This is a genomic window from Streptomyces sp. NPDC102274 (assembly GCF_044766385.1).
In the GTDB taxonomy this organism is placed as follows: Bacteria; Actinomycetota; Actinomycetes; order Streptomycetales; family Streptomycetaceae; genus Streptomyces.
Genome location: NZ_JBIWLW010000012.1, coordinates 85083 through 109534 on the forward strand (window position 1 = coordinate 85083; position 24452 = coordinate 109534).

Consider the following 24452-nt stretch of genomic DNA (forward strand, 5'->3'; position numbering starts at 1 on the left):
GCTCCGTACTATACGTTCCGCTTCGAGAGCGCCATGCTTGTTGCAGAGAATGAAATTGACGCCGCCGAGGCGACCGACCGCCCAATATCAGTCGAGGGCGCACGCGGCTGGAGCGTGGCCTGCTCCTCATCCCCGGTATGGGCTGAGTTGGTGCACGATGATTCCGGGCTCGGTGCCCTCGGGGTCGGCGCTGGCCGCCCAGGCGTCGCGATAGATGGCGACGAGCGCGTGCACGGCGTGGCCGATGGCATCGGCGGGCGTGCGGGCGGCGCGGCGGCCGGCGCGGGTGATGACGGCGATCATCTCGCACGCGTCACCGTCAGCAGCCCATGACGCCCGCTGCTCATAGGGAGATCCACATCTCCAGGGTGCGCTCGGGCCACGGACAGAGCTCGGAAGACGAAGCCGTGCGGCGAGGCCAAGTGGGGTCTGCCCGACCTCGTTCCAGAGGGCTTGCCGGAGTGCCCGAGACCGACGCCGCGTGATCCGCTGTCCGCACGGGAATCGTGCGACAGAAGGTGGACAGTTGAAGGATCGGATCGGGTACTCCGCATGGATCGTGGGTGTGGTGCAGTTCTTCGTCATCCATGGGATTGCCGAGTCGGCTTGGTCGAGACCATACAGTTGGGCGCGGAACAACATCGGTGACTTGGGCAACGCTCACTGCGCTGTGCAGTCGGAGCCCGAAGCCTCGGTATATCTGCTCCCCCGAACACGGCCTGATGAACGTTTCATTCATCGCTCTCGGAGCGCTGCTCGTCGTTGGCGCCGCCCTGACCGGTGGTGCTCTGTGGTGCAGAGGCCCGGCCGCGGCCGTGGCTCGGTTGCTGTTGGCCGGTGCCGGTGTGGGATTCGTGCTGGCTGGGCTGGCCCCTGCGGACGTCAGCGAGAACCAGCACGTCCTAGGTGCTCTGCTCATCATGGGAACGGGCAACATCGGTCTGCTCCTGGCGGGATTCGCCCTGGCAGACCACGTACCGAGGCCACTGCGCTGGGTGACCTGCCTGCTGGGAATCACAGCAATCACGGCACTCGGGCTCTTCCTCTCCCACCACTACCTCGGCCTCGGTATGGGAGGCATGGAACGGGTCGCGGCCTTTCCCCTCCTGATGTGGACGCTGGCTGTCGGTGTTCATGGCCTCATCCGCCGGGCCAGCCGTATGTCCGATGCCATGCCGGCCGGGCGCGCCGTAGAGGCAGTTCGTAGATGATGAACAGCCTGAAGATGGCCGGCCTCGGCCTTCTGAAAAGTGAATCCGGAGATCTCGGGGACCACTGACTCAGCCGCGTTGGTTCAGAACTCCGGTCAGGTCCCGATTGGCCGCCCGCGCGGCATCGAGGTCGGATCCAGGGGCTGTCCCGTAATCCCCGGCGGGTGCGCGGCGTCAGTCCGGCGCCGATCCGGCCGGGGACCGCCGCTTTCCGATCTTGCTCACCCATCAGTCGATTGATGAGCGGCAGTGATGAGCCCCGACTCGTAGGCGCTGATCACTAGTTGTGCACGATCACGCGCCCGCAGCTTGTTCAGCAGTCGGCCGATGTATGTCTTGACGGTGCCATGGCTGAGGTGGAGGTACTCGGCGATGCCGGCGTTGGAGAGGCCGCGTGCCACGAGCACCAAGACCTCGCACTCACGCTCCGTGAGGTCCTCCAGAGAGGAGTCCGACGCACGGTGAGCATGGGGAAGACGAGCGAACTCGGCGATCAGGCGTCGGGTCACCGAGGGTGCGAGGAGTGACTCGCCGGCGGCGACCGTGCGGATGCCCGTCAGCAAGGCCTCGGGGGAAGTGTCCTTGAGGAGGAACCCGGCTGCCCCGGCCCGCAACGCACCGTAGACGTACTCGTCAAGGTCGAAGGTAGTGAGGATGAGGATGCGTGTCCCGGCCGTCTCGGGAGACCCGGCTATTCGCCGTGTCGCCTCGATGCCGTCCATGCCGGGCATCCTGATGTCCATCAGCACCACGTCCGGGCGGAGCCGCCGCGCGCTCTCGACGGCTTCGGCGCCGTTGCCGGCCTCGCCCACTGCGGTCAGCCCGGGAGCGGTGTCGATGAGCACACGGAAGCTGCCTCGGAGCAGAGGCTGGTCATCAGCGACGAGTACCCGGATCGGTTCGGTCATGCGGTCGTCTCCTATCGACTCGTGGCCGTGCCGTGAGCAGGTTCGGGCGGGAGACGAGCCGATACGGCGAATCCGCCGCCGGGCCGCGGCCCCACGGCCAACGTCCCTCCGTACATCATCACGCGTTCGCGCATCCCCACGAGTCCGTGACCGCCCCTGAGATCCGTCCGGTCGGACGCGGCCGCCTTCCCGGCTCCGTCATCCACCACCTCGATACGCACCTCTCCACGCGAATCCGCTGTGATCGTCACCTGGCAGTGCGTTCCCTCGCCGGCGTGCTTGACCACGTTCGTCAGCGCCTCCTGCACGATTCGGTAGACGGTCAGCGCCGTCCCCGTGGGGAGGGCCGCGGCCGGCTGGGTGCGCAATCCGGTACGAATTCCCGCCTGCTCGGCACGTTTGACGAGGGACGGCAGGTCGTCCAGTCCGGGAGGGGGAGTCGTCTCCGCCGAGCCGGGACTTCGCGTGCGCTGCCCTGCGGTATCGCCGCGCAGCACTCCCAGAGCGCGCCGCATTTCAGTGAGCGCCTCCCGGCCGGTCTGCTCGATCGTCCGGATGGCGTCGCGCGTCTCCTGAGGACGTTCCTCGGCCACATGATTGGCGACCGCTGCCTTGACGACGATCACGCTCAGGCTGTGCGAGACGATGTCATGCAGCTCTCTGGCGATGCGCAGGCGTTCCTCGGCCAGCCCCTCCTCGGCCAGGCGCCGGGTCCTGCGGGCTGCTCGGGCTCGCCGTTCACTCACGACACGGCCCGCGGCCCACGCGGAACCGACCACCAGCCAGACGAGGACGGCGGTCCCAGCGGCCTCCAACCACGGACCGGACGGTGTCAGTACCGCCTCTCCGGTGATGACCGCGGCTGCCGAGACGACCAAGGCCAGGACCAGTGCCGTCGAAGCCCGGCGTGTTGGCTCCAGGAGGCCCACCGCGTAGAGGGCCAAGGCCGCCGAAATGTAGGGATCGCGGGTGATGTCGAGAAGCGTCGCCGCTGCCGAAGCGCCCAGGACCACGGCAAGGACGGGCAGGGGCCACAGGCGTCGAACAGCCAGTGGCGTTCCCACACAGACGGCCACCAGCCAGCCCACCCACATGGGGCCGGAAAAGCGAGGCAAGCCGTCGGAGGCGTCCTGGCCGGCCAGCACCACGTACGCGGCTGCCACGATGGCCGCCACGCAGGTGTCGAGCGCCAGCAGGTGCGCGCCTGTCCGGAGGTGCCATCGCGCCATGTGCATCGCTCGACGATACCGAGGGCCGCTCATCCGGCCTGCCCGAAGAAGTACATCGCGGTGCCCACGGCGCCCACCAGGAGAAGCCTTCCGGCGACCGTGACAGCTCGCGGGGTGGGCCCGTCACGCAACGCGGCCATACCGAGGGGAACGAGCGCGATGCACAGCCCCGCGGCAGCAGCGACCGACCACGGGGTCGTTCCCTTCAGCACCCCCAGCGGCATCGCCGACGCCAGAGCCAGGGCCGCCGCACGCAGCCGTCCGAACACCCGGGAGCGGTACGCGCCGATGGCCAGCAGGACCCAGCCGCCCATGATGGCGGCGTTGAGCGTGCTGAAGATGTGGAACGCGCCGTAGGTCTCGCTCACCGTTCGTGTCGCCGATGCCGGCCCCTGGACGGCCACCAGTTGGAAGGCCAGGTGGTCCACGCCGGCGTGAAACGTCCGGGCGAACAGGCCGAGAACGGTGAGCACGCCGCCCCACACGGCCAGTTCCCGGAAGCTCTCGCCGATCCTCACGGCCAGGAACGCGACGCCGGGCCAGAGCAGAACCCACCCGGCGACAGCAAAACTGTACGAGGCCGCCACGAGGTCCGGATGGTGCTCGTACGCGCTCAGTTGCGCGGGGAAAAAGAAGTCGAAGCGCAGGCGCAGGAGTACGCCGACGAGCACCAGCAAGGGCCCGACGACGAGGGATGCGCCGCTCACCCAGCGCCCGGGAAGGGCAGGGTTCGGAACGGCGGTTGACGGATTCGTGACGGTCATGGGGCCAACGATGCTGCCGCGGCACGCGCCGCGTCGTCGGAGCACGGACCACTCTTTCGGATCGGACCGTGGTCGGACCGACTTGCCTCGTGTGCGCCTCCGGTCCGATCCGCCGACCGGCCACCTCGCCCATGCGCCGGGTGTACGGCTTCCCTCGCCACCGTTCAGGCCCAGTTCGGCAGATCGGTGCCCCACTGGGTCGGTGTACGGTTCCAGTTCGCGGGTGCGCCGTCCCGCTCGATCGAGATCACGCCCCAACCCGCCCAGGTGCCACAAGTCGTCACCACACCAACGACTTTGAGGTGCACGCGTGATGGCCCCATCGTGTGTTCAAGAGTCAGAAGTGGGCCGTTGTGGCTTTTGTCCTCAGCTTCGCTGGACCCCACATCCGCTGGACCACCACCGGTAGCACGGCATATCTCCCGCCGAACTCCTCGTTCAGGGTCACCGGAGGACGGCTGGACGGCATGCGCATTTCCAGGGACTCAACGTGCTGAACCCTCGTGGCCCCACCTACAGTTAACCCTCGCAGCTCGGCGATTTCCCAGGAGCGAGGACGTTCGTGAGTCGGCCCGCGTGCGGACGGAAGCATGTTCGCTCCAGGAGGGGACAAGCCGACCGGCCAGCAGCTGTGACGGTCCGTTGGCGACGCGTTCACCTCCCAGCGGTATCAAGGCTGGAGACGTTGTTGACGCGGGGCACGCCGTCCTGTGTCACGAGGATCGACATCGTGGGGGATCACATGAGGGTTCGTCGCACGACTGCGCTCGCCGGACTGATGGTCACGGGCACGCTGCTCCTCGCGGGCTGCGCCGACAGCAGCGAGGCCGTCACCTGGACCGACGAGCACGGCAGAGCCTGCACAGGTGTCGCCGTGGTCGACTCGGACGGCGACCGAGAGGTCAGCGGTATCGACTGCGACTACCCACCGGCGGGCAAGCAGCCGGGCGACTCGACGTGGAAGCCGCTGCCGGGCTGAACCACTCTGCCGTTGAAACGGAGGTCTGGCCCTCGGCTTCTCCAGAGGAGGGGTCCATGTCGTCGTCGGGTACATGGACCGCACGTGCGTACGGCCCGCCCCTTCCTGCCCTCACCTTTTCTTCACCCCTGGAACGTGGGTGCGTTCGTAGACTTCGTCAGCTGAGTCACAGAAGCCGAGTCGCAGCCACGGATCATGAGGAGGCGTCATGCGCCGCATGCTGGCCGGGTTCATCGCCGTCGGCACGTTGCTGGTGGCCGCCGGGGTCTGGGTGGGGATCCAGTTCGCGTGGGGCAGCGGGGCGGCACTGATCGCGGGGGGTGGGGTGATGGCCGCCCTCGGCCTCGCGGGCCACCGCCAGAACCGCGCCCTCGAGGCCCAGGAGCAAGCCCGCCGGCCGCTGCTCAACCCGCTGGGCGAGCCACCGCCCGCACCCGCATACGAGGACGCGGACTCGGACGAACAGCACGGTACGTTGCTGGAGTTGTACGGCGGCGACCAGCCCGACCCGGGTGCTCTGGAGCGATCGTTCCCGCCGCGGCGGCGGCCTTACCGGGTGCACACGGACGGACTGACGGTCGTGACCGACACCGGGCGGCTGGTGATCCCGTGGAAAGCGGTACGAGTCGTATGGCATCGCCAGGAGATCACCATTCCCGGGCCGACCCTCCCGGGCGTCGGTGCGCGAACTCTTCTGGCCTTCTGCGAGCTGGGCCTGGAGGGCACGGAGGAACGGTTGACGCTCGCCGGGTCGCCGAGGCAGGAGGAACTGTCGGCCTTGATCGTGGACCGTACCCGGGAGCGGATCATCCGGCGGATCCGCGAGATCTTCGACCGGGAGGGCAAGGTGTCGATCGGTGAGCTGACGCTGACGCGCGAGGGGATCTACGACGGGGACGGCGGGCATCTGCCGTGGAGCGGCGACTGGCGGATCGGTGGGCTGCCTTTCCCGAAGGACAAGGGCGGGGGCCTTTGCTACAACACGGTGTACGTGCACAGCGCCGACGGACGGACGCTGGCCGCGCAGGTGCCGGAACTGACCGCGGCAACCGTCGTACTCAAGGAACTCTCCGGCTCCGGCACTTCCTAAGGGCTGTCTTCCGGCGGGGCCGCGAAGGTCTGCGAGTGCGCCGCTCGGGTTGCCGTGACGCACCGTCCATTCCGCGCGGTATTCCGCCGCGGTGCCGGTACCGCGATGCGCCGTGTGATCCGTCAGGCCCGAGGAAGCCCAGCCCGGGGGAGGTCAGCCCGAGGAAGCCCAGCCTGCCGTCGGAGCGGCACGCGGGGTTACGCCGATTCGGTACCAGGTCAGGACCGTGGGAAGTCACCGCCCCCTGTCATCGAGGTTCGAGGTGAAGGTGCGTATTACCCTCTGGCTCTCCGGCGACGGTGCGGCGAATCGCTCGACGAGGAAATACCTGTGGTGCGCAGTGTGCCGGCGAACACCGTGGTCGATCAGGACACTGGCGGACCGACATCCCTCAAGCAGTGCGGCTGTTGGTTCACATGAATCGAACCGAAAGGGAAAGCCCCGATGAAGGCATTCCAGGCCGTCACCGAAGCAATCGCCGCAGAGGGGCTCGACCACTTGTTTGCCGTGATGGGGGACGCGAATCAGGACGTGATCGTAGACCTGGGCGAACGGTATGGCGCGACCTTCGTGCACGCACACCATGAATCCAGCGCCGTCGGCATGGCCGACGGGTACGCACGGTTCAGTGGCAGGCCCGGTCTCGCGTCGGTCACCCAGGGGCCGGGCTACACCAACGCCACGACCTCGCTGGTGGCCGCGAGGCTCCATCGCACACCCCTGATGGTGGTCGCCGGGCATGCTTCCCTGCGCGACCCGTACAACCCGCAGGGGATGGTGGACCAGCCGGCGCTCGCCAAACTCACGACCGAAGCCACCGTTCGACTGGATTCCGTCCACAACATGGACTACTGCCTGGGTGAGGCATTCCGTCAGATCAAGGTACGGAAAGGGCCGTTCATCCTGAACCTGCCCCAGGACATCCAGCAGACGGAAATGCCGGACCCCGGCTGGTCGTACCGGCCCATGTACTGTTCCCATTCTCTCCAGCCACCGCGTACGCAGGATATCGAAGAGGCGGCCGAGCTGCTCGCTTCGGCCCGGCGCCCGACAATTCTCTGTGGACTCGGCGCGAGAATTGCCCAGGCGGAGCCCGAGATCCGCAGACTGGCCGGGCATCTCGGCGCGCCCGTCGCCGTCTCCGTTCTCGCCTCCGGATTCTGTGCGGATTATCCGCAGTACCTGGGAATCAGTGGTGGCCTGGGTTCGGATCTGACGGTGAACACCCTCACCGAGAGCGATGTGATGGTGGTCGTCGGCGCCAGCCTGAACGAATGGACGACCCACTTCGGAAAGATCCTGGAAAACGGGAAGAGGATCATCCAGATCGATGACCGGCCCGATGCTTTCGGCTGGTTCGCCCGCGTCGCGGTCGGCATGACGGCGGATGCCAGAACGGCCGTGTCGGCCCTGGCGGACCGGCTCAGCGAGACCATGGCCGCACGTCGGCCCGACGCCGGACTCGTACAGCGGATCCAGGAACAGGACAGGAAACTGCGGAGCGTGCGGTTCACCGACGGAGACGCGACGGATCCGCGGCGGGCGGCTCTCCACCTTGAGGACGCGCTGCCGAAGGACGACCGCATTCTGGTGCTGGACGGCGGCCACGCGGGCATGGTCTGTATGAAGGTCCTCACCGTGCCACGCGCGGAGAACTGGAGCATCGGCTGGGATTTCGGTGCCATCGGCCAGGGACTGGGCATCGCGATCGGTGCCTGTTTCGCGCGCCCGGGAGAGCGCGTCACACATGTGACCGCGGATGCCTCGTTCATGATGAACGTCGCTGATTTCCAGACGGCTGTGCGTTACAAGCTGCCGCTCACGGTGATCGTGTTCAACGACAACGCGGTGGGCCAGGAAAAGCATGATCTGATCCACAAGAAGCTGAACCCGTCCTACGCCGATATGCCGGAGCCCGACTTCGCGAAACTGGCGGCCGGCTTCGGGGCCAAGGGCTTCACGGTGCGTACGCCTGATGACCTCGGCGAGATCGACAGGGCGCTGGCCGTCGAGGACGGCCCGGTCGTGGTCGACGTACGCATCAACGGTGATGTCGAACTGGCGATCAGCTGGGAGATCGCCAAGCATCTGAGCTGAGGGTTGTCCTTGAACGATCCCGGCCGTGCCTGCCGGCCTGCTCGCCTGCTCGTCTGACCAGCGGCGACAGCAAATCGCAACCGGGAGTACCAGACGCCGGCTCGTTCTGACGGCTTCGACCGGCCGGTCGGGTCTGTCCCCCGTGGGAGCTACGCGCAGGTGTCCACCGTGAGGTGACGATTTCGGGTCGCTGGATGCGAAGCGTTCGGAGCAACCGCGGCGCCTGGTGTGCGGACCGGCGAAGGAGTCTTCGGCGGACCGAGCGCTGCCCGTCCATTTCTCCGCATCAATTCTCTTACTAGGAGCACATTATGATCCGCAATGGCAGGGCATCCGCTCTGATCGCGCTGTGCTGCACCGTGGCCGGTGCGGGGCTTGTCGGCTGCGAGGAAGCCTCAACGGCGGATTCGAAACCGTCCGCGAGCAATACCACTGCCGGCGCTACGGAGCCTGCGGACGATGCGGTTTTCCGGCGCGTCTGCTCCACGAGCGTGAGAAGTCCGCCGACGCACGGCGTCATGGCCTCGGTGCCGTGGTCGGGGTTGATCAGGTCGAGCAGGTGCCGCAGGTCGGTGATGGTCCGTCTGTCTGTGCCGACGACGGCGGTCAGGGTCTGATCGAGGCGCGCCGGCGCGGCGGTCAGATATCGTGCCGCCTCGGCCTGCACGACCATCGCCGTCACATGGTGGGTCACGACGTCATGGAGTTCGCGGGCGATGCGGGTGCGTTCGGCGGCGCGGGTGTCCTCGGCGACGCGGCGGCGGCGTTCGGCCTCCGCCACCCGGGTGGAGCGCAGCCACGCCCCGATGCCCCAGGCGAAGGCCAGCGCCAGGTAGAACGTCAAGAACTCGCTCGGCGGCTCGCCCGAACCGAGCTGGTGGAGCGCGACCGCCAACGGCACGTACGCCGCGGAGAACAGGAGCGCGGTGGCGCGACGGTGCCGTTCCAGCCGGGACCCCAGGCTCAGCAGCGCGGTGCCCGCGACGGAGTGGTAGCCGCGAAGCTGGTCGACGGCGAAGCCGAGCGACACGAGGGTGAGACAGACGACCGGCCACCGCCGGCACACGGCGAGCGGGAAGCACCGGAGGGCGATCGCCACGATGGCCAGCACGTCGAAGGGGCGGGCCGGCAGGCCGCCGAGCTGCGTCCCGTGGCTCTGGAATGCCGGCAGGAGCGACCCGGCGAAGAGCAGCAGCCCGAGCGAGAGATACCGGACCGGGCCGTCGAACCGGCGCCATCGCTCCGGGATCTGCCGAAGATTGATCACTGGGGAAGTTTGGTGGTGGCGTCAACTCGCTCTGCGCGCCGGCGTCGAGGCATCCGCGCCACTCAATGCGGAAGATGCGGATGCGGAAGACGGTCGCGTCGTCGGATGGTGGCGGAGTCCTGCATGCCGCCTCGGCGCCCGTCGTAGGGGCCGGCAGGGTGGCCCACGTGCTGGGCAGGATCGACGGCTCGGTGTCACTTCGGCCGGCACAGGTCAATGGCCACCCGGCGCTGATTCTCCGGATGGGGGCCGAGATCGACACCGTCATGGCGGTGCGCATCGTCGACTCCCTCATCACCGGGCTCAACGCCGTCCGCAATCCGGAGAAGCTGTCGCATATGGAGCGGGAGACCACGCTGCGCCGCTGAGAGGGGAATCCGACGAACGCGAGGTCGCTCCCCGGTCAGAGACAAGAGTCCGGGGCCGGATACTGCTGGACGCGGTACCGGGAAGTCGAAAAAACTCACGGAGCGTCGGGGGCGGGCGGCGGAGCGGGCCCGATGCCGACCCGTGCTCCGCCTTCGGCAGGAGCGGACGGGTGATGGCGCTCTGGTGCGACTGGTTGTCCAGCCGCTACGGTCCGGTGACTGGCTCATGCTCGGGCCGGGCCGCCCGCGTACGTACGGCCGCGTCAAGAGAGGGGGTGACGGCGCATGAACTGTCCGTCCTGTGGTGCGTCCGCCAGTCAGGCGGACGACGGTTCCTGGTACTGCTCCGCGCAGTGCGGGTGGAAGACTGGGATTGCCAGGGTTGCCCCTTCCCGGTCAGCGGTAGCCTCGCTTCATGAGCGCACGCAGCAACTGGTTCCCGGAGAAAGGCGACACGGTGCCCGCCCCCACGCCCAGTGACGGTCCGCAGATCACCCATGCCGAGTGCCGGCAGTGCGGCACGCACATCGCCGGGCTGGACGGCCGCTACAGCTGTGGGGTGTGCGGCTGGGTCAACCACCACTCCGAAGGACACCGCGAGCTGCCCACCGCCGAAGACGACACCGACACCACCAACCACCTCGCCTGAGGAGCGTTGGCCGACCTCCGGCCGCATGGGTTGCGTGCGGGCCCGGTCAGATGCCGGGGTCCCCCACGGCACACCCGGGAACCGCTTGGCGGAGCCGGGGGTCCCGGGGTGTTGTTCCGGTCCACCTGGCGGTCCGACTGCCCCTCCACCCGTGCGGAGGGGGCCCGTCTCGTCGACCTGGTCCCCGTCTCAGCTGGACGGGTCCGATTCGCGTACCGTCTCAGCTGATCCGGTCCGCGCCTGCCTTCGGCAATCGGTCGGCAACCTCTCAAGCGTGAGGTGATCGGGGCGGCGCGCCTTCTGTGAGCACGAGTGCCAGCAATCCGGGAAACCGCGCGTCGAACTCGGGCTGCCGAAGCCGGTTGAGCCTGCGTGATCCCTTGTCCACCTGCTCCAGAAGTCCGGCGGCTCGCAGGACCGCGAAGTGGTGGCTTGCGGTCGCTTTCGAGACCGGTAGGTCGAATGTTCCGCATGCCCGACTGAATTCCGGTTCACCGGCGCATTCGCGCAGGATCGAGCGGCGTACCGGATCAGCGAGGGCGTCGAGTGCGTCCTGGAGGGTCACCTCCTTCGGGTCGGCGTGAACCAGGTTTCTGGAACGGCGCGGGACCGGCTCGGCCATGGTGGATCCCTCCTCCGCTTGACATGTTAGATCGCCATCGTACAGTGACGAGTGTTCGATCCGCGTCTAACTCAGTGAGGCCTGCCATGTCAGCGTCGATCATCAGCGGGCCACCAGTGGCCGTGGTCACCGGAGCCAGCCGGGGAGCGGGCAAGGGCATCGCCCTCGCACTCGGGCAGTCGGGCGCGACCGTCTATGTGACGGGACGCAGCCGGCGATCGTCCGATTCGCCCTACGGTGGCACGATCGCGGAGACTGCCGCCCTCATCGACGAAGCCGGCGGCAGAGGCATCGCGATGGCCATCGACCATTCCGACGACGAAGCCGTGGCGGAACTGTTCGCCCGGATAGGAAACAATCACGGCCGACTCGACATCCTGGTCAACAACGCGGCCAAGGTGGTCAACACCACGCCCCCCGGGAGGTTCTGGGAACAGCCGCTGGAGGCAGCCGATCTCATAGCGGTCGGCCTGCGGTCGCACTACGTCGCAAGCTTCCACGCCGCCCCCCTGCTGATCGCCAATGGCCGGGGACTGATCGTCAACACAGGTCACTACGGTGCTGTGGCCTACCACCTGGGACCCGCCTACGGCGCCCAGAAGGCCGGCTCCGACAAGATGGCCGCCGACATGGCCAAGGAACTGCGCCCCCACAACGTCGCCGCCGTCTCGATCTGGATGGGTGGGCTGGACACCGAGCGCGCACGCGCGCACATCGCGACACTGCCCGCTGAGGCCAGACCAACCAACAGGCGCGAATCCCCGCAGTTCACCGGCCGGGTGATAGCGGCCCTCTATGCGGCCGACGATCTCATGCGGCTCTCCGGCAGGGCACTGATCGGCGCTGAACTGGGCGCGCACCTCGGTGTCACCGACATCGACGGCAGCACCCCGCTCTCCCTGCGGTACGCCCTGGGCGGACCGCCCGAACTGCACCCCAGCCTGTACTGACGCCGCTCGACAGCCGCCTGGCGGCACGTGCGTCCTCCCCCACCCCGCCCGGATCAGCAGAGTTCGCGAGAGTTGGGCGCTGACCCGAGGTTCGGCCGGTCGATGGCCGGTGAGCGACACATTGGCCAGATGTACGAACCCGGCCTCACGCCAAACACCCACATAGGGAACATGTGTCATATTACGAATGCATCTCCCGACGAAAGGCATGTCATGAAATTAGCGGTCATCGGTGGTACCGGGCTGATCGGGTCGCAGGTCGTCAAGAATCTGAACGCCGCCGGGCACGAGGCGGTACCGCACTCACATTCCACCGGAATCGACGTCATCAGCGGCCAGGGGCTGGACGAGGCGGTGGCGGGGGCCGACGTCGTCGTCAACCTGACGAACTCCCCGACCTTCGACGACGCCTCCCCCGCCTTCTTCCAGACCTCGATGGACAACCTTCTGGCCGCGGCCCGGAAGGGCGGCGTCGGCCACTTCGTCATCCTCTCGATCGTCGGCGTGGACCAGGTGCCGGAGCTCGACTACTACCGGGCCAAGACCCTCCAGGAGGACATCCTCGCGGCCGGGCCGATCCCCTACTCGATCGTCCGCGCGACACAGTTCATGGAGTTCATCGACGCGGTCATGTCCTGGACCGCCGACAACGACACCGTCCGGCTGCCCGCCACACCGATCCAGCCGATCGCCGCCAAGGACGTGGCCGACGCGGTGGCGAAAGTCGCCGCGGGCGCCCCGCTGGGGGGCATTCACAATGTCGCCGGCCCCGAAGTCTTCCTCCTGGACGAGCTGGGCCGGATCACCCTCTCCCACAAGGGCGACAGCCGCACCGTCGTCACCGACCCCACCGCCGGCATGTTCGCCGCCGTCAAGAGTGACGTCCTCACCGACACGGACGCCCACCTCGCCCCCACCCACTACGCCGACTGGCTCTCCTGAACCGCTCGCCCTCCGGCTTCCGGCTCGGCCGGACGCCGACGATCCGGGTAGCCGGAAGGTGCTCCATGTACTGAGCGCTGTAGTCCGCAGAACTGGCCGACCACAGCGCTCAGTCGCACCCGGCCGTTCGGCCGGTGACTGCCGACTGCCGCGGCTTCCAGTCCGGATGGACCATGACCCGCCCCCACGACCGCCGTTGGCAGTCGGCTCCACAGGAGGAAATGCGGCAGACCCAGCCCCCAGCACCCCAGCAACCCAGCAACCCAGCAACCCGGGCTCGCAGGTCGTCCGGGGCGGCCGGGTCGAGCGCCAGGCCACGCGCCCACAACTCGCGCGGCCTCAATGGGCGAGCTGGCGCCGTACCAGCTCATGAAGCCGGCCTTTCGTGTCGGCCAGCAGGTCGGTCGGCGGCCCCTGTTCCACGACGCGGCCGTCCGCCATGACGATGACGCGGTCGGCGTCCATGACGGTCGAGAGCCGGTGGGCGATCACAAGGCGGGTGGCGCGGAGTCGGCTGGTGCTCTCGGTCACGATGCGCTGCGTCGCGTTGTCCAGGGCGCTGGTGGCCTCGTCGAAGAACAGGATGCTGGGACGGCGGATGAGGGCCTGGGCGATCATCAGCCGCTGCCGCTGCCCACCGGAGATCGCGCCGCCGCCGGAGATCAAGGTGTGCAGGCCCATGGGCATGTGTGTGATGTCGTCGGCGAGGCCGGCCATCTCGGCGGCTTCCCATACCTCCTCCTGGGAAAACGCCTCGGCGCCGCTGACGCAGTCCAGGATCGACCCGGTGAACGGCTGCGCGTTCTGCAGGACGACCCCGCACTGTCGGCGCACGGCCGCCTGGTCGAGAGCGGCCAGGTCCTGGCCGTCGTACAGCACACTGCCCGAGAGCGGCTGGTCGAAGCCGATGAGCAGCCGGAGCAGGGTGGACTTCCCGCAGCCGCTCGGGCCGACGATCGCCACGAACTCGCCCGGCCGGATCTCCAGTGACACGTCGTCCAGGATCAGCGGGCCGTCGGCGGAGTAGCGGAAGGAGAGTTTCCGGGCCTCGATCCCGCCGGACAGGACGCCGGGCTGGGTGCTGGCGGAGCGGACCTCGGGCTGCTCGTCCAGCACCGGCTTGATCTGTTCGAACATCGGCAGTGCGGCTGCCGTCGAGACGAACGCGCCGCTCAGCTGGGTGACGGAGGTCAGCAGCATCGTCACGGCGGTGTTGAAGGTGAGGAATTCGCCCGCCGACATGCTGTTCCGCGCCGGGCCCGCCAAGAGCATGAACATGATGAGGGAACAGAGCGGCAGATAGACCGCGTCGAGGACCGTGGTCAGGTTTCTGATCCGGCCCGTACGCTGCTGCAGTTCGCGGGAGCGGGCGAACTCGTCGGCCCACGCCGCGTACGCGAAGCTCTCCGCCGCCGCGACCCTCAGCTTGGGCAGCCCGCGCAGGGTCTGGAACGCCTGGTTGTTGAGCTTGTTGCTCAGCTCCACGAGCCGTCGCTGCCAGCGCACCTGCCACAGCCCCATCCCGAGGAACACGGCCGCGATGACGATCAGCATGGCGATCGCCGCCAGCGCCAGCGGCACGCTGTACCAGAGCAGCAGTACGAGGTTCATCGCGCCGACCGTGCTCGCCTGCACGGCCACCGGGCCGACGCCCGAGAGCACCCTGCGGATGGAACTGATCCCCATGGCCGCACTGGCAAGTTCGCCGGTGGAACGGCTGGTGAAGAACTTCGTCGGCAACCGCAGCAGCCGGTCCCAGACGGCGGGCTGCAGCACGCTCTCGATCCGGCCCTCAAGACGCAGCAGGGTCAGGTTCTGCAACAGCGCGAACGCGGCGGTCACCACGCTGGTGATCATGACGGCCAGCGAGACCTGGGCGATGAGGCTCGTCTCGGCGTTCGGTACGAAGACCCCGAGCACCTGCCCCGTCGCGATCGGTACCAGCGCGCCGAGGCCGACCGTGACCAGCCCGCTCAGCGCGAGATTCCGCGCGTCAGTGCCGCTGCCGCGCAGACTGAAGCGCACCAGCCGCGCCGGTGTCATGGGCCGGTCGGGCAGCGGCCGGTAGAACATGACGGCACGCGGCTCCAGTTCCCCGGCGTTGTGCGGGCCGAGCCGCATCCGCAGCCCCGAGGCCGGGTTCACCGCCTCGTACCGGCCGCGCCGCCACAGCAGCGCGACCGGCGCGCCGGACTTGGCCCAGTGGCCCACCAGCGGGCCGGCGTCCGTACGCCACCAGTTCCCGTCGAGCCGGACCGCGCGGGTACGGATCCGGGCGCCGACGGCGATACGTTCGACGGCGCTGACGCGGTCGTTGACCAGACCGCTCCTCGGCGGTCCCGAGAGGGTGATCCCACCTGCCTCGGCGACCACTTGGCAGATGGCGAAGGCGGCCTCGTCGCCGCCCGTCCCGGGCATTCCCGCCGCGCTCCGTCCGGTTCTGGCGGGCCCGTCGATGGAGGCGATCAATGCCTGGTCCGCCTGCGCGCGTACCGCTTCACCGGCCTTGATTCCGGCCGCGGTCCGGTCGGCGTGGGCGTTCTCCAACCGCTCGATCCAGCGGTCGACCGCGGACAGCAGCCGGTGCTGCTGGTTGACCATCCGCTGCCACAGCGCGCCGTCGACCAGCAGATCACCGGCCGCCTCGGCGCTGTACGCGGCGCCGTACGCCACGCTGCCCGGGGGGACCTGCATCCACAGGAGGTCGTCATCGTCGGTCAGGGCGTCGTCGCCACCGGGGCGTCCGTCCAACGGCGCTTCCAGCAGGACGCCCAGACCGCGCCCGATGCCGAGCGCGAACGCGTGCTCCAGCGGAGTCGGTGCCGGTGCGGATGCCCAGGTCCCGTCCGCGCTCGGCTGTGCGTACGGCCCGAGCTGATCCTGATGCGGGTACTGCTGCCCGTACGGGTCGTACTGCTGCTCGTACTCCGCGCGGTACAGCTCGCGCAGCGGAATCCGGCGCAGCAGACACTCCTGCGAGGGCTTGCCCGCCAGGGTGTGCTGAGCGCCCTCGACCGGGCCGAGCAGCAGCGCGCCCGCTTCGAGGCGGCCGAGATAGTGCCAGTGGCCCTGCTCGGCGGCGTCGACCGCGAAGAGATCCAGCGTCCCGTCCATGACGAGCCACAGCACGTGCGGCCCTTCCAGCGGCACACTGCCGAGACCGGTGTGGTCGAGCGGCGTGCCGAGTCCGCCGAGGGCGTGTATCACCGCGCCGGTCCCGTCTACGGGCGGGGGAACGGACGACATCTCAGTGCTCCTTGACGAGTTCGGCGTACGGACCGCGGGCCGCGACCAGGTCTTCGTGCCGTCCCCGTTCGACGATCGACCCGTGGTCGAGCACCACGATCTCGTCGCTGTCCCGCACCGTGCTCAGCCGGTGCGCGATCACCACACACGCACAGCCCCGCCGTCGCAGGTTGTCGATGACCAGCCGCTCGGTCCGCGCGTCCAGAGCGCTCGTGACCTCGTCGAGAACGAGGACGCTCGGTCGCCTGACGAGTGCCCTGGCGATCTCCAGGCGCTGCCGCTGCCCGCCGGAGAAGTTGCGTCCGTCCTGCTCGACCCGGCTGTGGACGCCCCCGGGGCGCCGTACGATCACGTCGTACAGCGCGGCGTCCTTGAGCGCCGCGACGACGGCGTCGTCCGGTATGGACGGGTCCCACAGGGCCACGTTGTCACGGACCGTCCCTTCGAAGAGGAAGACGTCCTGGTCGACGAAGGAGACCGACGCGGCGAGCGCACCACGGGAGATGTCCTCAAGACGCTGCCCGTCGATACGGATCGTCCCCTCCCAGGGCCGGTAGAGTCCCGAAATCAGCCTGGACACAGTGGATTTGCCACTGCCGGAGCCGCCGACGAGCGCCACCTGCCGCCCGGGGCCGACCGTCAGGGAGAAGTCCTTGAGCAGCGGCGCGTCCAGCGGGCTGTAGCCGAAGGTGATGTTCTCCAGGTGCACATGGCCCGTCAGTCTGCGGGTGTTCGCGTCGTCCGGCGTCGGGCGCGTGTACAGCTCGTCGGCCGGGAAGCTCTCGACGTCCTTCAGCCTGGCCACGTCGGCGGCGAAGTCCTGGACCCGGCCGGCCACTCCGTTCAGCCGGGTGATCGGCGCGGTGAAGCGCGTGACGAGCGCCTGGAAGGCGACGAGCAGACCGATGGAGATATGGCCCTCGACCGCGCGCAGTCCGCCGATCCAGAGGATCAGCGCGCTGTTGAGTGTCGCGAGGGCCGGTGCGACGACGGCGAGGGCGGCGGTCGGTACGCCGAGGCGCTGCTGCACGTCCAGTGTGGTGGCGTGCTGCCCCGCCCAGCGGCGGAAGTAGCCGTTCTCGCCACCGGTGGCCTTCAGGGTCTCGATCAACTGCAGGCCGGTGTATGAGGTGTTGGTCAGGCGGGCACTGTCCGCGCGCAGTTTCTGGGTGTGGGTGGCGCGCAGCCGGATGACGATCCGCATCGCCACCACATTGAGCAGCGCGATCAGCACTCCGACGACCGTGAGCTGCGGATCGTACGTCCACAGCAGGACGGCGTAGAGGATCACCACCACCCCGTCCACGCCGGCGGCCGCGAGGTCCCGTGCCAGTGTTTCGGCGACCGTGTCGTTCGACTGAAGGCGCTGGACCAGATCGGCGGGGCTGCGCTGGGCGAAGAAGGTGACCGGCAGCCGGAGCAGATGGCGCAGGAACCGGGCGCTGCTCAGCGTCGACGAGATGATGCGTCCGCGCAGCAGATTGGCCTGCTGCAGTCCGGTCAGTGTGGCGGTGAGCACCACCGTCGCCGCCATCGCCGCGAACAGGGGCCCCAGCAGCGAGGTCTGCTTGCCGATCAGGAACATGTCGATGTACGTACGGCTCAGCGCGGGCACCACCGCGCCGACTCCGACCAGGAGCAGGCTGGCGAGCAGGGCGGCCAGGAGCGTGCCGGTCGTGCCGCGCAGCCGCGCCGGTACCGCGCCCAGCACACCCTGCTTGCGGCCGCCCTCGCGGAAAGCGGCCGACGGCTCGAAGACGAGCGCGACCCCGGTGAAACTGGTGTCGAAGTCCTCGGTGGAGACGAAACGGCGGCCCTTGCCGGGGTCGTTGATGTACACGCCTCGACGGCCCAGCTTGCGCCCCGTGCCGTCGTACACGACGTAGTGGTTGAACTCCCAGAAGAGGATGGCCGGTGGCCGCACCCCGGCGAGTGCCGCCGGTTCCATCTGCATGCCCTTGGCCTGGAGACCGTAACTCCGCGCGGCCTTCAGCAGGTTGCTGGCTCGGGAGCCGTCGCGGGACACACCGCACGCGATGCGCAGTTCTTCGAGTGGGACATGGCGCCCGTAGTGGGCGAGCACCATGGCGAGCGATGCGGCGCCGCACTCCACGGCCTCCATCTGGAGGATGGTGGGCGTCCGTACGGCCTTCGGCCGCTTGGTCGCGGCGGACTTGGCGCCCCGGGAAGGCTTCGTGGACTCGGCGGACTTGGGGGACTTGGGGGACTTGGGGGTCCGTCCGGGCCGCGGGAGCCTGGCGGGCCCCGGGCGGTGCCGGCCGTGCCCGGCCGGAACGGGCCGTTCGCGCGATTCGGGTCGCTCCTCCGGCGTCGCGGAGGCGTTCGGTACGGTCACGGCAGCAGCCAATCGATCGGACGCTGCTCGGCCAGGTGAATGGTGCCGTCGGCGAGCGTCATGGAGTCGACCGCGTACGGCGGACCGTCCGACGTCGACCAGGTGAAACCGGACGTGGTGGACGAGGAACGGTCCAGCTGTACGAGGACGGGGACGGGCTGACCGCCCTTCGAGAAGTGTTCGCCCAACTGGTTGCTGCCGAGGGCTCCGGCGATCCGCTGGGCCGTCAGCCCGGTCCGCCCCACTGACTTCACTTCGCCGCGCAGCACCCCGTACCGCTTGGCCGGCACGGACTGGACGGTGAGATCGACCGAGGCTCCCACGGAGATCTCGGAGCCGTTGTCGGCCGGCAGGTACAACATCGCCATGAGCGGGTCGTCCGGGCTGTCGATCCGCTCCACGGCCGCGACGTCCGTGCCGGTGGTGACCACGGAGCCGATTGTCGCGACGAGTGTTGTCACCCGGCCCGCGGCGATCGTACGGACGACGGTGGTCCCGCCCGCCGTACGGACCTTGAGAAGCGGTGTGTTCGCGGGAACGTGCCTGCCCTCCTCGACGAGCACCTCGGTGACCTGGCCCGCGACCGGGCTCTGCAGGACGTAGCTGCCCTGCCCGTGGGTGAGGATTCCGGCGGCGCCGACGGTGGACGACAGGGAGCCGGTCACCGCCCAGACGGTGGCGGCGGCCATGACCACGACCGTGACGGCGAGGACGAGACAGCCCTGGGGCCGGGCGAAGCGCACCGGCAGATCGATTTCCTCCGGCGACCGCAGCTTGGCGAGCGCCTGTTGGCGGAACTGCACGACACACTCTTCCCTTCCGGGCCGTCAGGTCCTGTCCGGGCCTCGGGCGGCCGTATGCCCCGGAACCTGGAGCGGCACCGGGGCACGTGGCGCGGTCCGTCGGTCGGGGAAACCGCCGACGCGCCGTAAGTCACCGCGCGTGGCAGTGATCACCACACGAGGTCGTGCCGCTCAGCGGCACCTGACCGACTCAGAGGTCGACGCCGACGCCAACCGGGAGGCCGGACGTGAGGCCGCCGACAACACCGGTGGCAGTACCGACGATCCCCGAGACGGGGAGGACGGAGTCAGCGGTGGAGACGACGGTGCCGACCAGACCGCCGACGAGGCCACCGGACACGTTGTCCAGGTCGCTGTCGGAGATTTCCTGGGTCTCGACCTGCGGGGTGAAGGACATGATCTTTGCTTCCCTTCGCGCTGATATCTCGGAATTTCCACAGCGGTCGCGCGCTTCGTCGGGCCCCGGAACGGAGCCTTCCGTCTGTGCGATTGCCGCGGTGCGAAGGATGAAAGCACGGGGTCGCGCCGCCTTGCCAATCACATCGCCTCCCGATCGCGACGTATCGCGGCACCGAAACGGCATGGTGTGCAGGCACGTTCATGAAGTGGTGGCAGCATCCCCACGTCTTTGCAGGTGTGATTACCCACGGACTGGGCCCCCCGCGACGACCGAACGAGACATTCCACGCCAACGCGCAGACCCTCGGACCGAACTGCGAAGCCCACTGGGAGATGATGTACCGCCCATGTGACCGGTGTGCAGATTCACGAGAGACCGCGCGCTCCCGCGAATTCGCACCCCAGCGCAGCGAGGTGTGCGCGGTGGGTGATCAACCGTGCTGCGTGATAGGCCTATTGGTTATGCCGTGCGCACTTCTGCCGACCGTACGGGACGGTGTCGGCGCGGTGCGCGGTGACAGTGCGCGGGCTTCGGCGATCCAGCTCGCTTCGACGGCGTCGGCGACGGTGCGGGGTGCTGCTCCCGGAGCGTCCGGGCCGTCGGGGAGCGCCTCGCGTGCGTCGCGGGCCCACGCGTCGGGGCTCGGATTTGTCGGACACTGCCTGGCGAGCTTGGACGTCACGGACGAACATGGAACGCATGAGTGACGAACCCGCACGATGGAGCATCGCAACCATCTACCCGGACATGTGGGCCGACCCGGGCGACGACCCCCGCAACAGCGAAGGACCCAGTCCGGACGGCGAGCTTGCGACGCTGCAGGACTTCCTGACGAACTACCGCATGACGCTGCGGATGAAGTGCGAGGGCCTGGATGCGGAGCAACTGGCCCGTAGGTCGGTTCCACCGTCGACGATGTCGCTGCTCGGCCTGCTTCGGCACCTCGTCGAGGTGGAACGGGACTGGCGCAACTGGATCAGCGACGGTGATCCGCTGCCGAAGCTGTACGGCGAGGGTGGCGCGGACTTCGACGGAGTTGTCGCCGAGCAGGCCGAGGTCGACGCCGCGTACTCCGCTCTGGAGCACGAGCAGGCCGCGACCGACGCCGCGCTGGCCGGGCACCCGGATCTGAGTGAGCGTCTGGGGAAGGAGGGGATCGCGGTTCGGGAGCTGATGGTGCACCGGATTGAGGAGTATGCACGTCACTGCGGGCACGCCGATCTGCTGCGCGAGTGCATCGACGGAAGGGTAGGCCAGTAACGAGGGCCCGCTGCGAAAGCGTCGACGGGCCGGACGAGGTGTCACCCGGTCCGACGCGTCCGTATCGTTTCTCCAGGTCCGGCCAGGGCGTGTTGTGTGCGTGGGTGCGCGGCCGAGGCTGTCGTCGCGTGTCGCCCGGCTTGAGCGAAAGGCGGGCGTCCCGCCGCAACCCCGGGCCTGCCGGGGTTGCGGCCGTCAACGATGCGGGACGTCGATCCCGGCCGCGCGCAGGTTCGCCTCGACCAGCGCGTTCAACCGGGCGATGGACGGCACCCGCTCCTCCCGGTGGTGGTTGACCAGTCCGTACCGGGAGGCGGCGTCGGACTGGTTCAGGAACCCGGTCGGCATCGCCAGCAGCGCGCGGTTGGCCAGCAGCTTGTCGGCCACCGCGCACGCCAGCTCCTCGATCCGCGGGTCGTCCGGATCCCAGGACATCGCGTCCCAGCCGCGCTTGGTCAGCTCGACGAACTCGGGATCGTCCATCCAATGTTCGAGCATGGTCAGGAAGCTGTCGAAGACCTCCGGAACCAGCGCCCGTGCCAGCACCAGAGCCTCCCGTTGAGTGGCCACGTAGTCGGGACTGAAGCCGAGATCGTTCAGTCGGTCCAAGACCGCGCAGGCCCGGTCGGGCAGCAGGAGCCGGTCGCCATGGGCGAGCCGGTGCAGCGTGTCGCGGCGCGCGATCAGGTCCTCGATCCGTTCGGTGAGCCGACGATGGACGTCGTCCAGGGCGGCGGTGAACCGCTCGGGACCGGCGTCGAGCAGGTCACCGATCTCGGCCAGCGGCACGCCGGCCCCGGCCAGCGTCCGGACCTGGACCAGCCGGAGCAGGTCGGCCGACCCGTAACGCCGGTAGCCGGAACCGTCACGTTCGGGCTCCTGGACCAGGCCGAGCCGGTGATAGTGCCGCACTGTCTTGATCGTGACACCGACGAACGCCGCCGCCTGACCGATCGTGAGCCCATCTGCCATCGGCTCAGCACACCTCCAGATCGTGGGCGGCCAGAACACGGGCGGCTGCGGTCTCGCGCACCACGTCGGCGACGGCACGGAAGTCCTCGCACGGGATCGGGCCGTGGTCGCCGTCGGCCTTCGCACTCGCCTTGAGGTATGGGTTGCGGGCGATCACAGGGCTGAGCGTAGCGCGCATCTGTTCCAGCTCATCACCCTTGTCGCCGAGGCCGGCACCCGGCGACCACTCGATAGGACTTGAGCTTGACCTTGGGTCAGGGTGCACGCTCATCGCACGGCCGCCTCGAAGGGGCCGGTGGTCACCAGGCCACCGTTGCGCTGTTGCGCTGTTGCGCTGTTGCGCTGTTGCGCTGTTGCGCTGTTGCGCTGTGCCGAACACCTAAGTATCGCGAGACAAGGAATGACCATGGGTGAGTCCCTCCACACCATCATGAACACCGCTGCCGGGCCGGATCGCCCGGAGCTGCAGAAGGCCATCCAGGAAATCGTCGATTCCGGTTTCGCCGGGGTGCAGCTGCGCGTGCACGATGAGCGGGGCCAGTGGGTCGGCAGCGCCGGGGTGCGCAAGCTGGGCGAGGCCGCCAAGCCACCGACCAACGGGCACTTCCGGATCGGCAGCATCACCAAGACCTTCACCGCGACCCTGGTGCTGCAACTGGTGGCCGAGGGCAAGATCGGGCTGGACACCCCGGCGGACGACTACCTGCCCGAGTTCGGGCTGGACCGACAGATCACGGTGCGGATGCTGCTCCAGCACACCAGCGGGTTGTTCAGCTTCACCGGCGAGATCTATGACGACGGTACGGTCGTGCCCGGTGTAGTCCCCGCGGTGGGCAAGGAGTGGATGGGCAATCAGTTCCGCACCTACCGGCCGGAGGAGCTCGTGCGGCTGGCGTTGTCCAAGCCGGCGCGGTTCGAGCCGGGGACGGACTGGAGCTACTCCAACACCAACTACGTGCTGGCCAGGCTGCTGATCGAGAAGGGCACCGACCGCTCCTACGCCGAGGAGATACAGCGGCTGATCCTGGGTCCGCTCGGGCTGACCGGCACCGTGATGCCGGGCGCCTCGCCGGAGATCCCCGAGCCGCACGCCCACGGCTACTACGGGTACGAGGATGCCGGCCAGTGGAAGGTGGGGGACACCACCCGCTTCAACCCGTCCTGGATCTCCACCGCCGGTGACATGATCTCGACCAGCCAGGACCTGCACACGTTCTTCTCCGCGCTGATGAGCGGCAAGCTCCTGCCGGCCCCGCTACTGGCCGAGATGCGCACACCGCACCCCAAGATGGGCTACGGCCTGGGGGTGTTCGTGGAGGAGACGGACGGCGGTGGCACCATCCTCCAGCACAACGGCGGCTTCTGGGGCTGGGCGGCGCTGATGTACAGCACGCCCGACGGCCGTAAGACCCTGACCGGCTCGCTGACCTCCGGGGACGCCGAGCTCGACTGGCCCGCCCTGGCCGAGGCGTTCGAGAAGGTGAAGCAGCGGCTCGTCAAGGAGGTGTTCAGCGACGGGCAGACCGAGCCGGCTCAGCCGACGGGCTGAGCACGCGGCCACTGTTCGGCCTCGGTGCCCTTGCGCTCGACCCGCACCAGCCGGTCGCCCCGGTCCACATCGATGCCGCATACCCCGGGGAGTTCGGTGGCGCGGGCCAATTCGGACCGTCTGACTCGACTTCATGGCGCCGCGTGGCGCACCACGAGGGCAAGGGAGGGCGGCCGCACCGGGCGGCTGTGCGGCCTGGACCCTGCCGTCGGGATGCTGGAGGTGGCGCGGACGCGCCCGGACATCGAGTGGATCTTCGGAGACCTGGCCGTGGCGCCGGGCTGGGACCGTGAGTTCGACCTGCCGGTGATGACCGGCCACGCGTTCCAAGTGCTCCTCGGCGACGACGAGTTGCGCGTCGCGCTGACGGCGATCGCCGCGGCGCTGACCGACGACGGCAGCTTCGTGTTCGAGACCCGCAATCCCCTGGTGCGGGAGTGGGAGGACTGGCATGTGCGTTACTCGGGCGAGGTGGTGGACTCCACGGGTACCGCGGTGCGCTGCGCGTGCGAGGTCGACGCGCCGGTGCGGGGCGACCTCGTCTCGTTCACGCACACCTACACCAGTCCCGGATGGGACAGCCCGCGGCAGAGCCGCAGCATGCTGCGCTTCCTCGGTCCCGACGCGTTGTCGGGGTTCCTGGGAGATGCGGACCTGGTCGTCGCGGAGCAGTTCGGGGACTGGGATCGCGGCCCGTTGACGGACCTCAGCCCGGAGATCATCACCGTCGCGCGCCGCCGCTGACGCTCGGAGCGGCATTCCGCGTGGTACCCCGGTCTCCTCGGCCCCC

24 protein-coding genes and 1 pseudogene are annotated in these 24452 nt (G+C 68.6%); 11 read left to right on the forward strand and 14 right to left on the reverse strand.

Annotated elements, in window-relative coordinates; translation table 11 throughout:
* Window positions 1–126: 126 nt before the first annotated feature.
* Window positions 127–303: a hypothetical protein gene (locus ACIRQP_RS18520; RefSeq protein ID WP_403890846.1), complete on the reverse strand. Its 177-nt coding sequence runs from the start codon at window positions 301–303 to the stop codon at window positions 127–129.
* 284 nt (window positions 304–587) lie between these two features.
* On the opposite strand from ACIRQP_RS18520, the gene ACIRQP_RS18525 reads away from it, so the two are divergent.
* Window positions 588–1211 (forward strand): DUF998 domain-containing protein, encoded by a 624-nt coding sequence (locus tag ACIRQP_RS18525; protein ID WP_403890849.1) that lies wholly within the window; start codon window positions 588–590, stop codon window positions 1209–1211.
* Window positions 1212–1432: 221 nt separating this feature from the next.
* Here ACIRQP_RS18525 and ACIRQP_RS18530 read toward each other — a convergent pair whose 3' ends face one another.
* The 4 genes from ACIRQP_RS18530 to ACIRQP_RS18545 form a co-directional block, all read right to left on the reverse strand.
* Window positions 1433–2119 carry a response regulator gene (locus tag ACIRQP_RS18530; RefSeq protein ID WP_403890852.1) on the reverse strand — a complete coding sequence of 229 codons (687 nt, stop codon included), beginning with the start codon at window positions 2117–2119 and terminating at the stop codon, window positions 1433–1435.
* A gap of 11 nt (window positions 2120–2130) precedes the next feature.
* Window positions 2131–3354 (reverse strand): sensor histidine kinase, encoded by a 1224-nt coding sequence (locus tag ACIRQP_RS18535; protein ID WP_403890855.1) that lies wholly within the window; start codon window positions 3352–3354, stop codon window positions 2131–2133.
* 23 nt (window positions 3355–3377) lie between these two features.
* Complete coding sequence (locus ACIRQP_RS18540) at window positions 3378–4112, reverse strand: hypothetical protein (RefSeq protein WP_403890858.1); 735 nt, start codon at window positions 4110–4112, stop codon at window positions 3378–3380.
* Between the two features lie 164 nt (window positions 4113–4276).
* Complete coding sequence (locus tag ACIRQP_RS18545) at window positions 4277–4399, reverse strand: hypothetical protein (protein ID WP_403890861.1); 123 nt, start codon at window positions 4397–4399, stop codon at window positions 4277–4279.
* Between the two features lie 455 nt (window positions 4400–4854).
* On the opposite strand from ACIRQP_RS18545, the gene ACIRQP_RS18550 reads away from it, so the two are divergent.
* The 3 genes from ACIRQP_RS18550 to ACIRQP_RS18560 all read left to right on the forward strand — a co-directional run bounded on the left by ACIRQP_RS18550 (window position 4855) and on the right by ACIRQP_RS18560 (window position 8278).
* Complete coding sequence (locus ACIRQP_RS18550; RefSeq protein WP_403890864.1) at window positions 4855–5091, forward strand: hypothetical protein; 237 nt, start codon at window positions 4855–4857, stop codon at window positions 5089–5091.
* 208 nt (window positions 5092–5299) lie between these two features.
* Window positions 5300–6181, forward strand: coding sequence for a hypothetical protein (locus ACIRQP_RS18555; protein ID WP_403890867.1), 882 nt, complete (start codon window positions 5300–5302; stop codon window positions 6179–6181).
* Window positions 6182–6625: 444 nt separating this feature from the next.
* Window positions 6626–8278, forward strand: a complete 1653-nt coding sequence (locus ACIRQP_RS18560) for a thiamine pyrophosphate-binding protein (RefSeq protein WP_403890870.1) — start codon at window positions 6626–6628, stop codon at window positions 8276–8278.
* 298 nt (window positions 8279–8576) lie between these two features.
* On the opposite strand, the gene ACIRQP_RS18565 is transcribed toward ACIRQP_RS18560, so the two are convergent.
* On the reverse strand, window positions 8577–9545 hold the full coding sequence (locus ACIRQP_RS18565; RefSeq protein ID WP_403890873.1) for a histidine kinase dimerization/phosphoacceptor domain-containing protein: 969 nt from the start codon (window positions 9543–9545) through the stop codon (window positions 8577–8579).
* Window positions 9546–9637: 92 nt separating this feature from the next.
* On the opposite strand from ACIRQP_RS18565, the pseudogene ACIRQP_RS18570 reads away from it, so the two are divergent.
* A pseudogene (locus ACIRQP_RS18570) lies at window positions 9638–9913 on the forward strand (RNA polymerase subunit sigma-24); the annotation flags it as partial.
* Between the two features lie 415 nt (window positions 9914–10328).
* Window positions 10329–10562 (forward strand): hypothetical protein, encoded by a 234-nt coding sequence (locus tag ACIRQP_RS18575; RefSeq protein WP_403890875.1) that lies wholly within the window; start codon window positions 10329–10331, stop codon window positions 10560–10562.
* A gap of 268 nt (window positions 10563–10830) precedes the next feature.
* Here the strand turns inward: ACIRQP_RS18575 and ACIRQP_RS18580 are convergent, their stop codons facing one another.
* Entirely contained in the window at window positions 10831–11184 is a 354-nt protein-coding gene (locus tag ACIRQP_RS18580; RefSeq protein ID WP_403890877.1) for an ArsR/SmtB family transcription factor, read from the reverse strand.
* A gap of 86 nt (window positions 11185–11270) precedes the next feature.
* Between ACIRQP_RS18580 and ACIRQP_RS18585 the strand changes: the two genes are divergently transcribed.
* Together ACIRQP_RS18585 and ACIRQP_RS18590 are read left to right on the forward strand one after the other, a co-directional pair.
* Window positions 11271–12134, forward strand: coding sequence for an SDR family NAD(P)-dependent oxidoreductase (locus ACIRQP_RS18585; RefSeq protein WP_403890880.1), 864 nt, complete (start codon window positions 11271–11273; stop codon window positions 12132–12134).
* 213 nt (window positions 12135–12347) lie between these two features.
* Complete coding sequence (locus ACIRQP_RS18590; RefSeq protein WP_403890883.1) at window positions 12348–13076, forward strand: SDR family oxidoreductase; 729 nt, start codon at window positions 12348–12350, stop codon at window positions 13074–13076.
* A 339-nt stretch (window positions 13077–13415) separates the two neighbouring features.
* On the opposite strand, the gene ACIRQP_RS18595 is transcribed toward ACIRQP_RS18590, so the two are convergent.
* From ACIRQP_RS18595 to ACIRQP_RS18610, 4 genes are all read right to left on the reverse strand, one after another.
* Window positions 13416–16322: an NHLP bacteriocin export ABC transporter permease/ATPase subunit gene (locus tag ACIRQP_RS18595; protein ID WP_403890886.1), complete on the reverse strand. Its 2907-nt coding sequence runs from the start codon at window positions 16320–16322 to the stop codon at window positions 13416–13418.
* A 1-nt stretch (window position 16323) separates the two neighbouring features.
* Window positions 16324–18453 (reverse strand): NHLP family bacteriocin export ABC transporter peptidase/permease/ATPase subunit, encoded by a 2130-nt coding sequence (locus tag ACIRQP_RS18600; protein WP_403891206.1) that lies wholly within the window; start codon window positions 18451–18453, stop codon window positions 16324–16326.
* Between the two features lie 221 nt (window positions 18454–18674).
* Entirely contained in the window at window positions 18675–19481 is an 807-nt protein-coding gene (locus tag ACIRQP_RS18605) for an HlyD family efflux transporter periplasmic adaptor subunit (RefSeq protein ID WP_403890889.1), read from the reverse strand.
* A 190-nt stretch (window positions 19482–19671) separates the two neighbouring features.
* Entirely contained in the window at window positions 19672–19878 is a 207-nt protein-coding gene (locus ACIRQP_RS18610; protein ID WP_403890891.1) for a type A2 lantipeptide, read from the reverse strand.
* 702 nt (window positions 19879–20580) lie between these two features.
* Between ACIRQP_RS18610 and ACIRQP_RS18615 the strand changes: the two genes are divergently transcribed.
* Window positions 20581–21141 carry a DinB family protein gene (locus tag ACIRQP_RS18615; protein ID WP_403890894.1) on the forward strand — a complete coding sequence of 187 codons (561 nt, stop codon included), beginning with the start codon at window positions 20581–20583 and terminating at the stop codon, window positions 21139–21141.
* Between the two features lie 195 nt (window positions 21142–21336).
* Here ACIRQP_RS18615 and ACIRQP_RS18620 read toward each other — a convergent pair whose 3' ends face one another.
* Window positions 21337–22113, reverse strand: coding sequence for a MerR family transcriptional regulator (locus ACIRQP_RS18620; RefSeq protein ID WP_403890897.1), 777 nt, complete (start codon window positions 22111–22113; stop codon window positions 21337–21339).
* Window positions 22114–22117: 4 nt separating this feature from the next.
* Window positions 22118–22291 (reverse strand): hypothetical protein, encoded by a 174-nt coding sequence (locus ACIRQP_RS18625; RefSeq protein ID WP_403890899.1) that lies wholly within the window; start codon window positions 22289–22291, stop codon window positions 22118–22120.
* A gap of 228 nt (window positions 22292–22519) precedes the next feature.
* Between ACIRQP_RS18625 and ACIRQP_RS18630 the strand changes: the two genes are divergently transcribed.
* Window positions 22520–23662: a serine hydrolase domain-containing protein gene (locus ACIRQP_RS18630; protein WP_403890902.1), complete on the forward strand. Its 1143-nt coding sequence runs from the start codon at window positions 22520–22522 to the stop codon at window positions 23660–23662.
* Here the strand turns inward: ACIRQP_RS18630 and ACIRQP_RS18635 are convergent.
* Window positions 23647–23772, reverse strand: coding sequence for a hypothetical protein (locus ACIRQP_RS18635; RefSeq protein WP_403890905.1), 126 nt, complete (start codon window positions 23770–23772; stop codon window positions 23647–23649). The two genes, ACIRQP_RS18630 and ACIRQP_RS18635, sit on opposite strands and share 16 nt — an antisense overlap.
* 112 nt (window positions 23773–23884) lie before the next feature.
* On the opposite strand from ACIRQP_RS18635, the gene ACIRQP_RS18640 reads away from it, so the two are divergent.
* Window positions 23885–24406: an SAM-dependent methyltransferase gene (locus ACIRQP_RS18640; protein WP_403890908.1), complete on the forward strand. Its 522-nt coding sequence runs from the start codon at window positions 23885–23887 to the stop codon at window positions 24404–24406.
* Window positions 24407–24452: the final 46 nt, after the last annotated feature.

Coding starts and splice junctions, on each gene's coding strand:
- ACIRQP_RS18630 (WP_403890902.1), top strand. CDS start 22,520: ATGGGTGAGTCCCTCCACACCATCATGAACACCGCTGCCGGGCCGGAT.
- ACIRQP_RS18625 (WP_403890899.1), bottom strand. CDS start 22,291: ATGCGCGCTACGCTCAGCCCTGTGATCGCCCGCAACCCATACCTCAAG.
- ACIRQP_RS18620 (WP_403890897.1), bottom strand. CDS start 22,113: ATGGCAGATGGGCTCACGATCGGTCAGGCGGCGGCGTTCGTCGGTGTC.
- ACIRQP_RS18590 (WP_403890883.1), top strand. CDS start 12,348: ATGAAATTAGCGGTCATCGGTGGTACCGGGCTGATCGGGTCGCAGGTC.
- ACIRQP_RS18610 (WP_403890891.1), bottom strand. CDS start 19,878: ATGTCCTTCACCCCGCAGGTCGAGACCCAGGAAATCTCCGACAGCGAC.
- ACIRQP_RS18555 (WP_403890867.1), top strand. CDS start 5,300: ATGCGCCGCATGCTGGCCGGGTTCATCGCCGTCGGCACGTTGCTGGTG.
- ACIRQP_RS18595 (WP_403890886.1), bottom strand. CDS start 16,322: ATGTCGTCCGTTCCCCCGCCCGTAGACGGGACCGGCGCGGTGATACAC.
- ACIRQP_RS18535 (WP_403890855.1), bottom strand. CDS start 3,354: ATGCACATGGCGCGATGGCACCTCCGGACAGGCGCGCACCTGCTGGCG.
- ACIRQP_RS18550 (WP_403890864.1), top strand. CDS start 4,855: ATGAGGGTTCGTCGCACGACTGCGCTCGCCGGACTGATGGTCACGGGC.
- ACIRQP_RS18520 (WP_403890846.1), bottom strand. CDS start 303: ATGATCGCCGTCATCACCCGCGCCGGCCGCCGCGCCGCCCGCACGCCC.
- ACIRQP_RS18525 (WP_403890849.1), top strand. CDS start 588: ATGGGATTGCCGAGTCGGCTTGGTCGAGACCATACAGTTGGGCGCGGA.
- ACIRQP_RS18540 (WP_403890858.1), bottom strand. CDS start 4,112: ATGACCGTCACGAATCCGTCAACCGCCGTTCCGAACCCTGCCCTTCCC.
- ACIRQP_RS18560 (WP_403890870.1), top strand. CDS start 6,626: ATGAAGGCATTCCAGGCCGTCACCGAAGCAATCGCCGCAGAGGGGCTC.
- ACIRQP_RS18575 (WP_403890875.1), top strand. CDS start 10,329: ATGAGCGCACGCAGCAACTGGTTCCCGGAGAAAGGCGACACGGTGCCC.
- ACIRQP_RS18580 (WP_403890877.1), bottom strand. CDS start 11,184: ATGGCCGAGCCGGTCCCGCGCCGTTCCAGAAACCTGGTTCACGCCGAC.
- ACIRQP_RS18585 (WP_403890880.1), top strand. CDS start 11,271: ATGTCAGCGTCGATCATCAGCGGGCCACCAGTGGCCGTGGTCACCGGA.
- ACIRQP_RS18615 (WP_403890894.1), top strand. CDS start 20,581: ATGAGTGACGAACCCGCACGATGGAGCATCGCAACCATCTACCCGGAC.
- ACIRQP_RS18530 (WP_403890852.1), bottom strand. CDS start 2,119: ATGACCGAACCGATCCGGGTACTCGTCGCTGATGACCAGCCTCTGCTC.